Genomic DNA, 15487 nt, shown 5'->3' on the forward strand with positions numbered 1-15487 from the left:
ACCCGTTGGCGGAATTAAGTCAGCGCATACTTGACTCTGCCAATGGGCTTGTTGTTTTTGTAGTTAATGTATTGTAGGATTGTAAGTGCGCTGATTTTCCCGATAATCCGGGCGAACAACCCATCCGTGTCTTTCGCATAATTGCGTATGAGCATAAACTGGTCACATAGCTGTGAGAACAAGGTTTCTATCCTTTTCCTGGCTTTGGCAAATGGATGGAAGACAGGTTTCCAGTCCCTTTGGTTTCTCCGGTAAGGCACTTCCAAACGGATATGGGCCGTCTCAAAAAGGTCCAGTTGCACATCGGCACTGATATAGCCCCTGTCTCCAATCACAGTGCAGTTGGAATAATCGACCTTGACATCCTTCAGATAATTGATGTCATGCACGCCCGCCTTCGTCAGGTCGAAAGAGTGTATGACCCCGCTCAACCCGCAGACGGCGTGCAGCTTATACCCATAGTAGTATGTACCTTGTGAGGCACAATATCCGTAGGACGGGGCTTTCCGGTAGTCATTCCCGCCCATCGTACAACGCTTGGCGCGTGCCATCCGACATACCTCTACCGGCTTGGAGTCAATGCAGAAATAATCTTCGCCGCCATCCATCTCATTGGCGATTCTCTCCCGGATGAGCCTGCAGAGCTGTGCCGTAAACTTGCGCCTGTCGTTGTATTGCCTCCGGGATATAAGGTTCGGCATTTTGTCCCCGTATTCCTTCAATCTGGAAAACAACAGGGACTCGCTGTCTATTCCGACCGCTTCGGATGCCATACTCAGAGCGACCACCTCAAGGTCGGAAAACTTGGGGACAACACCCGGACGGGGCACATTCCCTTGTTCATTGACTAAATTTCCTGCTTTTTGTTTGCAGATGTCCAGAAATTTTGCGAATATTGCGTATAAGTTGTGCATACGGTGTATGTAAATCAGATGTTTAGACACCTCTAATTTACTAAATACCAATAATATGCGCAACTTTTTCTTCATAAAAGTTTTATGCCTTTAATTCCACCAACGGGTGGATAATAATGAAGTCTATGCGCTCTTTGAGGACATCAAGAATGACCTCAAGGGTATCAACGGGAAGTTGGAGAACGCTCCAAAAGTAGCAAATAACCAGTCAGGCGGACAGCCTCCGGCGGTGGACTTGATACCCATAAAGGAGCTGTTTGACAGTTCCGCAAAGGAGCATCAAGAGCAAACCAAAGCCATGCTGACCAAGTTCGCGGAAGCGGAGGTTTACGCATCGAACAGGATTTTAGGTCTGTTGCGGAATTTGAAAGAATCGTTTGTCAAAAGTTCAGAAGAACGGAAAGACGAACCGCAGGAACATATCCACCGCCACAGTTTTGACATCCGGTCAAGCAAGGTGTTTTCTCTTTTGGTCGGCATGGGTATCGTGTGCAGCCTTTCCATCTGGGGCAACATCGAGCTTTGGAAATCCAAGCGCCAGTATGCGGACGATGCGTTGAAGTTCCGCGTCATCCGCTCATGGGGAGGATGCAACGCCAATCATATCCTTTGGCTGAATGACGTGTTCGACATCCACCGCAACGAAGAAACCATTGACTGGATACGGCAGAAGGCTGACGCTTACGACAGAGGGTTAAAGACTTTATCCGACAGTCTGATGCAGGAGAAATTGAAAGTGGAACAAATTAAAAAGTAAGATATGGCACATATAAAACGCCCGATACGGCCTCCATAAAAAGAGTGGGTAATACACAAATTTCAATTATAAAAGCAGTTTGTCGTCAAAGCTTGAGTACTTTTGATAGGTAATCATTATCTTTGCAGATAAAATCAATTATTATTGCACGTATGCAATACGTTTTTATATGGGAACAGAAAAAATAAATCGACTAAAAATAGTATTGGTAGAACAAGGGAAAACTGGGAAATGGTTGGCTGAACAGTTAGGAAAGAACGAGGCGACCATATCGCGCTGGTGTTCCAATGCGACCCAACCCTCATTGGAAATGCTGATGAAGATAGCATCCATATTGAATGTGGATGCGAGAAGATTGATTAATAACGGGATAGAAGAATAAGGTCATGGCAAAGAAACAACTGAAAGAAAAGAGCATAGAAGAAAACCTTTGGGATTCGGCGAATAAACTACGTGGGTCGGTTGAACCTTCGGAATACAAGCATGTGGTATTGAGTTTGATATTCCTGAAATATGCCTACGACCGCTTTGTGGAACGCCGCAACGAATTGATTGCAGACGGCAAGGAAGCGTTCGTTGAACAGCCTGTATTTTATAATGCCAAGAATGTTTTCTACTTAAACGAGATAAGCCGCTGGGACTATCTGATAGAAAATGCCAAACAGAACGACATTGCCATCAAGATAGATGCTGCTTTGGCGCAAGTAGAGAAAGACAACCCGACATTGAAAGGAGCTTTGCCAAGCAATTATTATTCTAGCTTGGGGCTTGACCGCACTAAATTGGCAAGCCTGCTGGACGTTATCGGCAAGATTGATACACAGAAAGACAAGGAACACGACTTAATTGGACGTGTCTACGAATATTTCTTGGGCAAGTTTGCCATAGCCGAAGGAAAAGGTAAAGGAGAGTATTATACGCCCAAGACGATAGTCAACCTGATAGCAGAAATGATACAACCTTACCGGGGCAAGATTTACGACCCTTGTTGCGGCTCCGGCGGTATGTTTGTGCAGAGCATGAAATTTATCGAAGCGCACCACGGCAACAAGAAAGACATTTCCGTATATGGACAAGAATATACCAATACCACGTATAAACTAGCGAAGATGAATCTTGCCATCCGTGGCATTGCCTGCAACTTAGGCGAAAAGGCTGCCGATACGTTCCATGACGACCAACACAAAGACTTGAAAGCGGACTTCATCATGGCAAATCCGCCTTTCAACCAAAAGGCATGGCGTGCGGAAAACGAACTGACTAACGACCCACGTTGGCACGGGTATGAAGTTCCGCCTACAAGTAACGCCAACTTTGGCTGGATTCTGAACATTGTTTCCAAACTGTCAGCCAATGGCATGGCGGGCTTTCTGCTTGCCAACGGTGCATTGAGCGGCGATGGTACAGAGTTGAACATACGCCGCCAACTATTGAAGAACCATTTGGTGGAAACCATTGTAATTCTCCCCCGTAACATGTTCTACTCTACGGATATCAGCGTTACACTTTGGATATTGGCAGGCAACCGCAAAGCCCGTACGGTAGAGCAGAACGGCGAATTGGTGAACTACCGCAACCGGGAAAATGAGGTTTTGTTTATCGACCTACGTCAATGGGGTGAACCGTTTGAGAAGAAATATATTCAGTTCTCTGGGAAACAGATTGCACAGATAGCCGAAAACTTCCATAACTGGCAACGCGAAGGTCATGAACAGACTTATCGCAATGTACCCGAATACTGTTATTCCGCTACGCTGGAAGAAATCGAAGCAAAAGGGTGGTCGCTCGTGCCCAGCAAATACATCGAGTTCAGGAACCGGGATGAGGGCATCGACTTCGATACGAAGATGACGCAACTGCAAAGTGAGATGCAAGAACTGCTCCGTAAGGAAGAGGAAAGCAAAAAGGAACTGTTGAACCTGTTTAAAGAGTTGGGATATGGACTTGAATGACAAGATTGTAATTTACCGTACCGCTGATGGGCAAACCACCGTAGATGTCAGGATGGATGGAGATACGGTATGGCTTTCACAGGCACAGATGGCAGAACTGTTTCAAAAGGACAGGACTGTCATCGGACGGCACATTAACAACATATATAAGGAACATGAATTGGAGAGAGAGACCACATGTGCAAATTTTGCACATGTGGGTAAAGATGCTGACCAGACCTATCAAACAGCCCTTTACAATTTAGATGTCATCATTTCCGTAGGCTATCGTGTAAAAAGCCAGCGCGGTACGCAATTTCGCATTTGGGCAAACAAAGTGTTGAAAGATTATTTGGTGAAAGGCTATGCCGTCAATAAAGCTTTGACGGAACAACGCTATACGGAACTGAAACAGCTGGTCGCCGTTTTGGGGAGGACAGTCAAGGCACAAGAGGCATTGACTTCCGATGATGCCCTCAATCTGGTGGAAGTGGTTTCCGACTATGCTTATGCCCTCGATACGTTGGATAAGTACGATTATCAGCAGTTGGCGGTAGAGCAGACCACGAACGAAGCCAAGTTCCACGCTACCTATGAGGGAGCCATGCAAGCTATCGAAGAACTGAAAGCCAAGTTTGGCGGAAGTCAATGGTTCGCCCATGAAAAAGATGATTCGTTCAAAAGTTCCATCGGACAGATATACCAGACATTCGGCGGACAAGACCTCTATCCGTCAGTAGAAGAAAAAGCCGCCATGTTGCTTTACCTCGTAACCAAGAATCATTCGTTCAGCGATGGCAACAAGCGCATTGCTGCCACGCTCTTCTTATGGTTTATGGCAGGCAACGGTATCCTTTATAATACAGACGGCTCGAAACGTATAGCCGACAACACTCTTGTTGCCCTTACACTGATGATAGCCGAAAGCCGTACGGAGGAAAAAGATGTGATGGTAAAAGTAGTTGTGAACCTGATAAACAAGAACAACTATGAATAAGGGAGAAATGAAACGATTGGGCGATTATATCTGCGAGGTGGATGTAAGGAATCGGGATTTGGAGGTGACGAATTTGTTAGGTCTAAGCATGACAAAACAATTCCGTCCATCAACTTCTAATATTGTTGGTGTCGATTTAAGCAAATACAAGATAGTACATAAAGATGTTTTTGCTTTTGATACAATGTCTGTTATTCGTGTTCATAAAGTACCTATTGCAATAAATTTATCAAAGAGTCCAATAATAGTTTCTCCTGCTTATATTACGTTTGAATGCAAGGATTCAAATATTTTAAATCCTAACTATTTGATGATGTGGTTCTCACGTGACGAATTTGATCGATATGCGGATTTTAAATCAGATGCAGCCGTTAGGGGTGGTTATAATTGGGAAGAACTTTGTGATACACCAATATACTTACCTCCCATAGAACTGCAACAAAAGATTGTGTCTGAATATGAAACGGTTACTCGTCGCATTCGCCTTAATGAGCAAATCATTGCCAAGCTGGAAGAAACGGCGCAAACCCTCTATCGCAAGATGTTTGTGGATGGGATTGATAAGGAGAATTTGCCGGAAGGGTGGAGAATGGGAATAATTTCTGATTTCGGTAATGTCATTACGGGAAAAACTCCATCAAGTGAAGCTCCTGAAGATTTTGGGAATGATATGCCTTTTATAACACCTGGAGATTTTCAATATTATAATAAATTTGCTATTGGTTCAGAAAGGAAGTTGTCTACGATTGGATATGAACGTCTAAAGAATAAAATACTTCCCAATGGAAGTGTGATTGTTACGTGTATAGGTTCTGATATGGGAAAAGTCGTTATTGCATCAGAACAATGTGTTACCAACCAACAGATGAACTCAATTGTAGTTAAAGAAAAGTTTTACTCTGATTATTTGTACTACTATTTGTCAAATATGAAAGAGGAATTAAAAGGAATGGCATTAGGTAGTTCTACGATGCCTCTATTAAATAAAAGTGATTTTGAGAAAATTGCGATTGTAATACCTGCAAATGACAGTCTTTATGATTTTGACAAAAAAGTATCTCCAGTTAATAAACTACTAAAATTGCATTTTAAAGAAATATATAAATTAAAAGAATTACAGTCTTTGCTTTTAGCGAGGATGGGGAGATAAAACAAAAATATATGGCTTTTTCTTTTGAAACAGATAGTAAAGGATATATAAAGAAACGAGAAAGTTTCAATCTGGAATACAAACAAAATTTCCAGTTGGGAGATAATTTGCTCAAATACATTAAGACTTTAGTTGGAATGGCTAACAACAAAGGAGGACAAATAGTATTTGGAATAAAAGATTCTCTTCATATACTATTAGGTATGTCTAACAACAAATTATCCGAAACAGACCCCAAAGTTATTGATATTAAGGTTAGAGAATACTTTTCTCCTGATATTAGATGGCAATCTGCAATTCAAGAATTTGAAGGTAAAAAGTTTGGTGTACTATCTGTTGAAGAAGCAGAAGAAAAGCCTGTGGTATGTAAGAAAAACAAAGATGATATATTGCGAGAAGGGGCTATTTATTATCGCTATCGAGGAGAGACAAAAGAAATTGAATATCCAGAATTAAAAAAGATCTTGGACAAAGAACGAGAAAAAGAACGTATATTATGGATTAAGCATATTGAAAAAATAGCAATGGTTGGTCCGCAAAATATACACCTTCTTGATAGATACAATGGAGAAATCACTTATGGCGATAGCAAAATACTATTGGACAAGTCTTTAATTGACCAACTTAAGTTCATTAAGGAAGGACACTTTACAGAAAAAGAAGGTGAAGGCTTGCCTACATTAAAATTAGTTGGAACAATAGATGGATTAGTAGATGTTGATAATGCAATTATTGACCCGAATGTTGCATATCCATTAACAACAGGATTACTTCAGAAAGAATTAGGATTAAATCAATATGAAATGCAAGCTGTAATATATTCATTGGACTTAAAGAGCAAACCCAAAAGGCATACGTTGATAATGCAAGGAGAAAAATCTAATGGCATACACAAATATTCAAAATCTGTTGTTTCTGTAGTGCAAAAACTCATGGAGCAACGCGGAAAAGAGGCATTTCTTAATGAATGTACGGAAAAATACAAAAAGTACATAAGAGAAACGAAAGAAAAAAATCAACGAATGAGAAAAAGGAAATAGTTATGCCACACTTCAACGAACACGCCCTCGAACTATCCATCATGGAGCTGTTCCGGCAAGAAGGTTACACATACACAAGCGGAGAAGAAATCCACAAGGAAGTAAGCGACGTCTTGCTTCGGGACGATATGCGCCTATATCTGCGCAACCGTTACAAAGCAGAAAGCATTACGCCGTTAGAAATAGAGCGAATCCTCGCCACGCTGACTGCCAATGCGGTTTTCTCCTTGTATGAACAGAACCGTCATACCTATCGGTTGATGACAGAAGGCTTTTCGTTGAAGCGTGAAAATACGGCTTTGCCAGATTTGTTTATTGAGCCGATAGATTTCAGCAAAGACGGCATAAAAAACAACCTGTTCCGCATAGTCAACCAGTTAGAGATACAGGGCGCGGAGCGACGTATTCCCGATGGCATTGTTTATGTGAATGGCCTGCCCGTGGTGGTGTTGGAGTTCAAGAGTGCCGTAAAAGAAGAGACGACCATTATGGACGCTTATACCCAACTCACCGTGCGCTACTGCCGCGATATTCCCGACTTGTTCAAATACAATGCTTTTGTGGTGATTAGTGATGGGGTGAACAACAAGTATGGTTCTCTGTTTTCACCTTACGATTTCTTTTATGCGTGGCGAAAAGTAGAGGCGGATGATAAGGCAACAGACGGCATCAACTCCCTTTTGACGATGGTAAAAGGCTTGTTCCGGAAAGAGAGGCTGCTGAGCGTGATAAAGGATTTCGTGTTCTTTCCAGATTCATCTAAGAACGAGAAGAAGGTGGTTTGCCGCTATCCGCAATTTTTTGCCACGCATAAGCTGTTCGAGAATATCCGTCTGCACTCCAAACTCCAAGCAGGCGGCGATGGAAAAGGAGGTACTTACTTCGGGGCGACAGGTTGTGGTAAGAGTATCACGATGCTGTTCCTTACCCGTATGTTGATGCGAAGCCGGGAGTTTGCCAGCCCTACGATAGTCCTGATAACCGACCGTACCGATTTGGATGACCAGCTTTCCAAACTATTTGGAACGGCTAAGAAGTTCATCGGCGATGAATGTGTAGTGGAAGTAGAAAGTCGAGATAAACTCCGGGAACATTTGGCCGGGCGAACCAGCGGCGGCGTGTTCCTGACCACCATACATAAGTTTACCGAAGACACACGGCTATTGTCTGAACGGGCAAACATCATCTGCATATCCGACGAGGCACACCGCTCCCAAACAAACTTAGCTTTGCAAGTCAAGCAGACCGACAAGGGCGTGAAACGCAACTACGGCTTTGCCAAATACCTGCATGATTCATTGCCCAATGCCACGTACGTAGGTTTCACGGGAACACCGATTGATGCCACGATAGATGTGTTTGGTGAGGTAGTAGATGCCTATACGATGACCGAATCGGTGGAGGATGGTATCACACGACGTATTGTGTACGAAGGACGTGCTGCCAAGGTTTTGCTTGACAATAGGAAATTGCAAGAAATAGAGAATTATTACAAGCAATGTGCAGAAGAAGGAGCGAATGAATACCAGATAGAGGAAAGCAAGAAAGCCGTTACCAAGATGGAACGCATCTTGGGAGATTCCGACCGCCTGCAAGCCGTAGCCGAAGACTTCATTGCCCATTATGAGAAACGGGTGGAAGAAGGCAGTACGGTAGAAGGCAAGGCGATGTTCGTTTGCTCCAACCGTACAATAGCCTTTGATTTATATAAGAAAATCATCGCTTTGCGCCCTGAATGGGCAAAGATACCCGGTGAAGAAGTCCATACGACCAACTATATGATGGCAGCAGAACCGCGTATTCCTTATGGAAATCAAGAACTCCCTATCGAGAAAATAAAGTTGATTATGACCCGAAACAAGGACGACAAACCAGAACTGTACAACTTGTTGGGCACAGATGAAGACCGCCGTGCTTGGGCAGAGGAGTTTAAAAAGCCGAAATCAAACTTCAAGATTGCCATTGTGGTCGATATGTGGACAACCGGTTTCGATGTGGATTGTCTGGACACGATGTACATTGACAAGCCTTTGCAGCAACACACGTTGGTGCAGACCATTTCACGGGTGAACCGTGTTTATCCAGGCAAAGAGAAAGGCTTGGTGGTGGATTATATCGGCATTAAAAGTAACATGAATGTGGCATTGAAGCGTTATGCGCAAGGTGATGCCAACTTGGATTCGGTGGAAAATGTCGAGCAGTCTGTTACGATGGTGAAAGACGAATTGGACATTATCCGACGGATGTTTGGCGAATTTGACTATACAAAATTTTCTACGGGTACGCCATTGGAACAATTAGACTGCCTGAACAAGGGGGCCGAGTTTATGCAGCGCACCAAAGAACAGGAAAACTTATTCATGGGACACGCCAAGAAACTGAAATCGGCATTTAACTTGTGCAGCAACAGCGAAGAAATAAGCGACGATGAGCGTGAAGAAATCCATTACTTCTGTGGCGTACGTTCTATCATTTACAAATTGACAATAGGCGATACGCCAGACATCTCTCAGATGAACCGTCGTGTCAGAGAAATGATAGAAGAAGCCATTCAATCGGAAGGCGTGGAAGAAATCATCCAGATAGGCAACGATAAAGAAAACCTGGATGTGCTGAGCGAAGAATATATGGAACGACTGGGTAAACTGAAACTGCCCAATACAAAAGTAAAACTCATGGAACGACTGCTGAAAACAGTCATCACAGAGTTCAAGAAAGTGAACAAGGCGAAAGGTATGGACTTCTCCAAACGCTTGAGCGCTTTGGTTGACAAATACAACGACCGCAGAGATAGTGCTATCTTTGCGGATGAAGTCTTGACGGAAGTGGCTAATCAAATGGCAGATTTGTTGAAAGAGTTAAACAAGGAGAAGAAATCTTTCCTTGATTTAGGCATTAGCTACGAAGAAAAAGCCTTTTATGATATTCTGAAATCCATAGCCAAACAGTTTGGTTTTGAATATCCCGAAGATAAGTTACTTAAACTCGCTGCTGAAATCAAGAAGATTGTGGCAGATAAGTCTAAGTATACCGACTGGTCCACTCGTGATGACATAAAGGCAGAATTGAAAATGGATTTGATTTTGGTCTTAGCCGAATATGGTTATCCTCCGGTAACGAATGACGAGGTGTTTAAAGAGATCTTGGAACAAGCAGAGAATTTCAAGAAATATAATGGATGATAATATGATGATTACCGAATCCCAAAACATAGAGTTCAAAGAATCTTGGCGCGACGAATACCAGAAATGGATTTGTGGCTTTGCCAATGCACAAGGCGGTACGCTGTATATCGGTCTGCGCGATAATGGCGAAGTGTGCGGTATACTGTATGCCAAGAAACTGATGGAGGACATCCCGAACAAGGTGCGTGACATGATGGGTATCTTGGTGGAAGTCAATCTGATAGAAAAAGACGAAAAGCAATATCTGGAGATTGTGACTGAAGCCTATCCTTATCCCATCAGTTTCCGTGGAAAGTATTACCAGCGAAGCGGTGCAACCAATCAGGAACTGAAAGGGGCTGCACTCGACCGTTTCATGCTTCGCAAGCAAGGCAAGACATGGGACGGTGTACCCGTGCCTTATCTGAAAGCGGAAGATTTGGATAATGCCACATTTGATTTGTTTCGCAAGTATGCCAAACGGAGCGGACGTATGGAGGAAGCGGACTTAATGGACGACAATCACGGACTATTGGAGAAACTACGACTTTATGAAAGCAACTATCTGAAACGGGCTGCCGCCTTGTTGTTCCATCCCGACCCGGAACAATATGTGACTGGAGCATTTGTAAAGGTCGGCTTCTTCCGTGAAGGTATGGATTTGGTATATCAAGACGAAGTGCATGGTAATCTGTTCCAGCAAATTGTGAAACTGATGGACTTACTGTGTACCAAATACATGAAAGCTATCATTACCTATGAGGACATCCAACGGATAGAGACATTGCCTATGCCTCGTGAGGCTCTGCGTGAGGCGTTATTAAATGCCTGCATCAACAAAGACTATGCAGAACCTTCCCCATTCAAATCCGCGTGTATGAAAACAAGTTGGAGATAATAAACGGTGGAGTGTTGCCCGAAGGATGGACGGTGGAAACATTATTGTCTTCTCATCGGAGTATGCCGTACAATCCCGATATAGCCAACACATTCTTCCGTGCAGGTGAGATTGAGGCATGGGGACGCGGCATTGAGCGCATCATCACAGCTTGTAAGAATGACGGATTCTCCACGCCGGAGTTCCGCTATGATGCTTCGGGTATATGGACGACTTTTAAGTTTGAGTACCCGGAAAGAGCGACAATCCAAAGCGACCCAAAATCGACCCAGAAAACGACCCAGAAACGGCCAGAAACAGATCAACAAAAACAAGAAGATGCCATACTTGAATTGATAAAAGATAATCCTTATATACAAAGAAAAGAAATGGTAAATCGCTTAGGTATACACGAAAGCAGCGTAAAACGTCGGTTGGCTTCACTTCAAGAAAGAGGAATAATAAAACATATAGGTCCAAATAAAGGTGGTTATTGGAAATTAATAAATGTTGATTAATATGTCATATTATCATTATACATCATTAGAAGCTCTCAACGGTATTTTACAGAGAAATGAAGTTGGTGAGAAGAAATTATGTTTCTGGGCAACTCGTTATGATTGCTTTAAAGACAAAGAGGAATATCTTTTTGGCATAGATTGTTTAAGAGAATGTTTATTAAATCTTGAGAAGCAGGGTAATTTACAAGAAGACAGAAAGATTGCCGCGTTTTTTAAACATGAACTTATAGTAGAAAATATGAATCTACCTTTCCCTTATGTTATATCTATTACTTCACGAAATGACAATGCGTATATGTGGGAAAACTATGCTAACCATAATAACGGTGTTGTTCTAGAACTGGCATTACCTCAAGTAAACACCGAATTTAAGGATTATGCATTATATAGGTTGGAAAAGTGTATATATGTAGATTCTGCAAAAGAGCAAAAAATCCAAGATTTTATCAATCTTTACTATACGAATACAGGTTTAAGATTATTAAAGGATGGAGGAAAAGACGCATTTGATTTACTGTCGAAAAGACCTCAAGCATTTGTGGTATTTATGGCTATGTTTATGTTAGCCTTTGCAGCCCCAGCTCTCAAAAGAAAAAAATTTTGCAAGGAAGAAGAAACAAGAATAATATTATCTGTACCAGTACCTAGATATGCAGATTTCATCTATAACAATATACCACTAATACAAGATTTATGCCATGCTTTTCACTCTAATTTAGATGCCAAAAACATCGCAAATACAATTATGCAAGAAAAGAGCAGATTACGTGATGACAATACAGTTTGTTATTACAGAGAGTTTCCTTTACCTGAGAAATCCTTGTCACAAGTTCTTGTGTTAAATAATGAGTCTAAATTAAAAGCAGAAAATATACTTAAACAAAAAGGATTTGATAATGTTAAGGTAAAGATTCAAAAGTTGCCGCAAAAAGACAAAAGTATTTTGCTTCAAAAATAATATTTGTATCTTTGCAAAGGGAAACCTCCACGCAACCTGACGCAGAATGCTGCAACAATCCGGTGGAGCAATAGCGGGAGATTACGCTACTTGCAGAAAGATAAATCAAAGATATTCAGCCACTTGAATCAATAGTTCGATTCCTGGTGGGATTTGAACCTTTTCCTATGACCTAAATAAATATCTGAAAATCACACATTTACTTTATTCCCCTTTCATATGGTGTTTTTATTCAAAACCATTAATAACCAACATATTACACCACTCAATACCATAATCTATGTCTTATCCGTGTCCTATGCATCCGTCTGTGATATGGACACAATTAATATTTATTTCTTATGAGACATAGTTTTTCCATCTATTTCTATCTGAAACGTAGAAAGCTTCAAAAAGACAGCAAGTCAACAATCATGCTCCGCATCATAATCAACAACAAGGCCGCAGATATAAGTCTGAAGACATCCATCCTGCAGGAGCATTGGGACAAGCAGAACAGGCGTGTTTCCGACATGAATCCAGAAGCACACGACATCAATGCATATCTGGACAAAGTAAGTTCCACATTGCAGCATCATTACCAACAGGCCCAACTGGAAGGGAAACATCTTACAGCAAGCATGCTGAAACAACGCTTCGTGGCCACAGGATCCAACCCGCCTCCCTTTTGGAGATATTTGACAAACAGGTGAAAGATGCGGGCAGGCTGGCACATGCCGGACAAATCAGCATGTCCCATTCCAACAGGCATAAACTGGTCTACAGACGGCTTGAAGAGTTCTGCAAGAAGATGGGCAGGCAAGATATGGCATTGGAACAGTTCGACCGACAGATGATACACGAACTGGAGCTGTTCTTCAGGACTGACTGCAGGCTGTCGGTCAATACGACAGCCAAGATGATGAGTATGGTAAGAAAAGGAATTCTATGGGCATACCGGTGCGGAATTATCCTGACCAATCCGTTCTCAACCTACCGGATAAAGAAGGAGGAAAGCCAGAAACAATACCTGAACAGGCAGGAAATAATAAGGATAATGGGCAAGCGGCTGGATATTCCCAGGCTGGCTTCCATCCGTGACATATTTATTTTCAGCTGAGCCTACAAATGTTTCGCTAAACAAAATATAGCTGTAAATCAGAAAGTTATCATCAGGCGAAAAGAGAATAGGTAATGGTTTAGAAACCTTTGAAGTTCACCATTCTGCTCATTTCCAATAAGTCAATCAACTGATACAAAGATAGTAATTTGAGTTTAAATATCATTCATATTTTGCAAATATTAAAAGAAAAGTAATTGAAATAGCGAGAAAGTCATTGAAAATAAGTATTTTTGTCGAAAAAAAACAATGATGGAAAGTTTAAGTTTAGAGCCAGTAGAGAATGACAACATAGAAGAAATGAATGACCTTTCAGGGCTTGATACATCTGGAATTGTTGTTTATGCCCGTGATTGGACTATACAAACAATCTTTAGTCAGATAGAAGAAGGTAACATTGAATTAAATCCTAAATTTCAGCGGCGTAATGCATGGCAAGATGATAGGCGTAGCAAATTGATTGAGTCTATTATTATGGGATATCCTATACCTGAAATTGTACTTGCTGAAGATCCTGTAAAGAAACGTTCATTTATAGTCATTGATGGTAAACAAAGGTTGTTGTCCATTGCAGGTTTTATTAGCAATGATAAATACGATTATTGGAAAAAGCCTGTACTTCAAAAATTATCAGTTTGTGAAAATCTTAATGGATTAACATACTCAGAACTGCCAGAAACGGCGAAAAGAGAGTTTGATAATTCTTCATTAAGATGTACGGTTATAACTAATTTTAGGGATAACCAGATATTATACGATATTTTTTATCGCTTAAATTCTGGTTCCGTAGCATTATCAACCCAAGAATTAAGGCAAGCTTTAAATCGAGGCGCATTTGGAGACTATTTAATAGATGTTACAAATAATATTTGCTCTTTGCATAATGTAATGGGCCTTGATAACCCAGATACAAGATTAAGAGATGTTGAAATCTTGCTAAGAATAATATCTTTTTATCTTTATGCGAGAGACTATAAGGGGAATTTGAGATTTTTCTTAGATGATAAAATGCGCTATATAAATGAAAATTGGAATTCCATGAAAAATGAAGTAGAACAAATATATTCAATGATTAACGAATCAATCGCTTTGCTGTGCCAAGTTTTTGAAGATAATAAAAATATAGGAAGGAAATATAAAAATGGGCAATTTGAAAAACGATTTAATAAGGTTCTTTTTGAAGTTGAAGTTTTCTACTTTATGCATTTGTTAGAGCATAAAGAACTTGTCAGAGAAAAGAAAGTGAACTTACTACAATCGTTTAAGTCATTATGCGAAGAAGATACTTTGTTTATGTCTTCATTAGAAAGTTCGACAAAAAATATTGACAATTATAAAATTAGGTATAGTAAAATTGAAAATTTGGTCAATGACACATTAGACATTCGGCTTCAAATAAATCCTTTTAGATGAATTGGTTATGGACCTCACAATAGAACAAGAATTTATAACACTCCAAGATTACTTATTGGACATAGAAATAAAATATATATGTCCACTTGAAAAGAAACTGCTTTTAGATAAAGCGGATGAGTTAGATTTGAGGTCTTATTGTGTTCTTAGCCATGCTGCATTTGAGGAATTTGCAGAAAATATGTCACTAAAAGTTTTAGATGAGATTACGAAAAATTTTGCAAATACTAAACAAATTAGTGTTGGATTGATAATGCTATTGCACATAAAAGGAAGTCCTGAAGACATAGATAAAATAGATTTGCTTTATGATTATATTTTAGAAAAATTGAAAGATATAAAGTCATCTTTTTCAAAAGAAATAGCAACTAACAACCATGGAGTTTCGCTAAAATATTTAAAGAGAATGTTTATTCCTATAGGTATAGACATTCCCAATAATAGCAGATTAATATCTTCATTAGACCAGTTGGCTAAATATAGAGGTGATTTTGCTCACAAATTCTCATCTAAAAAGATTAAGACTATCCCATCACCCTTAGATTTAGTAAGTTACGTATCTGATATAACGGAAATGATGGGAGAAATAGTCAGAAGAGTTAAAAGCATGCATTATTTTGCATATAAATAACATACAATATTAGACATTATATCAATAAGGTTTTA

15 protein-coding genes are annotated in these 15487 nt (G+C 40.7%); 14 read left to right on the forward strand and 1 reads right to left on the reverse strand.

Features of this window, described 5'->3' with window-relative positions:
• Positions 1-14: 14 nt before the first annotated feature.
• Positions 15-989, reverse strand: coding sequence for an IS982 family transposase (locus tag B5F34_RS13320; RefSeq protein ID WP_087339957.1), 975 nt, complete (start codon positions 987-989; stop codon positions 15-17).
• A 31-nt stretch (positions 990-1020) separates the two neighbouring features.
• Here B5F34_RS13320 and B5F34_RS13325 point away from each other — a divergent pair, with 31 nt between their 5' ends.
• From B5F34_RS13325 to B5F34_RS13380, 14 genes are all read left to right on the forward strand, one after another.
• Positions 1021-1671 (forward strand): hypothetical protein, encoded by a 651-nt coding sequence (locus B5F34_RS13325; RefSeq protein WP_087339960.1) that lies wholly within the window; start codon positions 1021-1023, stop codon positions 1669-1671.
• A gap of 169 nt (positions 1672-1840) precedes the next feature.
• The gene (locus tag B5F34_RS13330; protein ID WP_087339963.1) at positions 1841-2053 is read left to right on the forward strand and encodes a helix-turn-helix transcriptional regulator; all 213 of its coding nucleotides are present in this window, start codon (positions 1841-1843) and stop codon (positions 2051-2053) included.
• Positions 2054-2057: 4 nt separating this feature from the next.
• Positions 2058-3623, forward strand: a complete 1566-nt coding sequence (locus B5F34_RS13335) for a class I SAM-dependent DNA methyltransferase (protein WP_087339966.1) — start codon at positions 2058-2060, stop codon at positions 3621-3623.
• Positions 3610-4599, forward strand: coding sequence for a virulence protein RhuM/Fic/DOC family protein (locus B5F34_RS13340; protein WP_087339968.1), 990 nt, complete (start codon positions 3610-3612; stop codon positions 4597-4599). Before B5F34_RS13335 ends, B5F34_RS13340 begins: the two co-directional genes overlap by 14 nt.
• Positions 4592-5749: a restriction endonuclease subunit S gene (locus B5F34_RS13345; protein ID WP_087339971.1), complete on the forward strand. Its 1158-nt coding sequence runs from the start codon at positions 4592-4594 to the stop codon at positions 5747-5749. The genes B5F34_RS13340 and B5F34_RS13345 overlap by 8 nt, the downstream gene beginning before the upstream one ends.
• Positions 5750-5760: 11 nt before the next feature.
• Positions 5761-6789 (forward strand): ATP-binding protein, encoded by a 1029-nt coding sequence (locus B5F34_RS13350; RefSeq protein ID WP_087339974.1) that lies wholly within the window; start codon positions 5761-5763, stop codon positions 6787-6789.
• A gap of 2 nt (positions 6790-6791) precedes the next feature.
• Positions 6792-9971 (forward strand): type I restriction endonuclease subunit R, encoded by a 3180-nt coding sequence (locus tag B5F34_RS13355; protein WP_087339976.1) that lies wholly within the window; start codon positions 6792-6794, stop codon positions 9969-9971.
• 4 nt (positions 9972-9975) lie between these two features.
• Positions 9976-10851 carry an RNA-binding domain-containing protein gene (locus B5F34_RS17940; protein WP_239448963.1) on the forward strand — a complete coding sequence of 292 codons (876 nt, stop codon included), beginning with the start codon at positions 9976-9978 and terminating at the stop codon, positions 10849-10851.
• A complete protein-coding gene (locus tag B5F34_RS17945; protein ID WP_239448965.1) occupies positions 10842-11348 on the forward strand; it encodes an ATP-binding protein in 507 nt (168 codons plus the stop codon). Before B5F34_RS17940 ends, B5F34_RS17945 begins: the two co-directional genes overlap by 10 nt.
• A gap of 1 nt (position 11349) precedes the next feature.
• Positions 11350-12309: a DUF2971 domain-containing protein gene (locus B5F34_RS13365; RefSeq protein WP_162609340.1), complete on the forward strand. Its 960-nt coding sequence runs from the start codon at positions 11350-11352 to the stop codon at positions 12307-12309.
• A gap of 341 nt (positions 12310-12650) precedes the next feature.
• A complete protein-coding gene (locus B5F34_RS17950; RefSeq protein WP_239448967.1) occupies positions 12651-13001 on the forward strand; it encodes an Arm DNA-binding domain-containing protein in 351 nt (116 codons plus the stop codon).
• Entirely contained in the window at positions 12977-13408 is a 432-nt protein-coding gene (locus B5F34_RS17955) for a phage integrase SAM-like domain-containing protein (protein ID WP_239448969.1), read from the forward strand. Before B5F34_RS17950 ends, B5F34_RS17955 begins: the two co-directional genes overlap by 25 nt.
• A 249-nt stretch (positions 13409-13657) precedes the next feature.
• Complete coding sequence (locus B5F34_RS13375; protein WP_087339981.1) at positions 13658-14821, forward strand: DUF262 domain-containing protein; 1164 nt, start codon at positions 13658-13660, stop codon at positions 14819-14821.
• A gap of 7 nt (positions 14822-14828) precedes the next feature.
• Positions 14829-15452 carry a HEPN domain-containing protein gene (locus tag B5F34_RS13380; RefSeq protein WP_122121830.1) on the forward strand — a complete coding sequence of 208 codons (624 nt, stop codon included), beginning with the start codon at positions 14829-14831 and terminating at the stop codon, positions 15450-15452.
• Positions 15453-15487: the final 35 nt, after the last annotated feature.

This window comes from Mediterranea sp. An20, from assembly GCF_002160055.1.
Taxonomy (GTDB): Bacteria; Bacteroidota; Bacteroidia; order Bacteroidales; family Bacteroidaceae; genus Bacteroides; species Bacteroides avicola.

Excerpts from the sequence above, each read along its gene's own strand:
- B5F34_RS13350 (WP_087339974.1), top strand. The coding sequence starts at position 5,761 with ATGGCTTTTTCTTTTGAAACAGATAGTAAAGGATATATAAAGAAACGA.
- B5F34_RS17950 (WP_239448967.1), top strand. The coding sequence starts at position 12,651 with ATGAGACATAGTTTTTCCATCTATTTCTATCTGAAACGTAGAAAGCTT.
- B5F34_RS13330 (WP_087339963.1), top strand. The coding sequence starts at position 1,841 with ATGGGAACAGAAAAAATAAATCGACTAAAAATAGTATTGGTAGAACAA.
- B5F34_RS13355 (WP_087339976.1), top strand. The coding sequence starts at position 6,792 with ATGCCACACTTCAACGAACACGCCCTCGAACTATCCATCATGGAGCTG.
- B5F34_RS13340 (WP_087339968.1), top strand. The coding sequence starts at position 3,610 with ATGGACTTGAATGACAAGATTGTAATTTACCGTACCGCTGATGGGCAA.
- B5F34_RS13345 (WP_087339971.1), top strand. The coding sequence starts at position 4,592 with ATGAATAAGGGAGAAATGAAACGATTGGGCGATTATATCTGCGAGGTG.
- B5F34_RS13380 (WP_122121830.1), top strand. The coding sequence starts at position 14,829 with ATGGACCTCACAATAGAACAAGAATTTATAACACTCCAAGATTACTTA.
- B5F34_RS13320 (WP_087339957.1), bottom strand. The coding sequence starts at position 989 with ATGAAGAAAAAGTTGCGCATATTATTGGTATTTAGTAAATTAGAGGTG.
- B5F34_RS13365 (WP_162609340.1), top strand. The coding sequence starts at position 11,350 with ATGTCATATTATCATTATACATCATTAGAAGCTCTCAACGGTATTTTA.
- B5F34_RS13375 (WP_087339981.1), top strand. The coding sequence starts at position 13,658 with ATGATGGAAAGTTTAAGTTTAGAGCCAGTAGAGAATGACAACATAGAA.
- B5F34_RS17940 (WP_239448963.1), top strand. The coding sequence starts at position 9,976 with ATGATGATTACCGAATCCCAAAACATAGAGTTCAAAGAATCTTGGCGC.
- B5F34_RS13335 (WP_087339966.1), top strand. The coding sequence starts at position 2,058 with ATGGCAAAGAAACAACTGAAAGAAAAGAGCATAGAAGAAAACCTTTGG.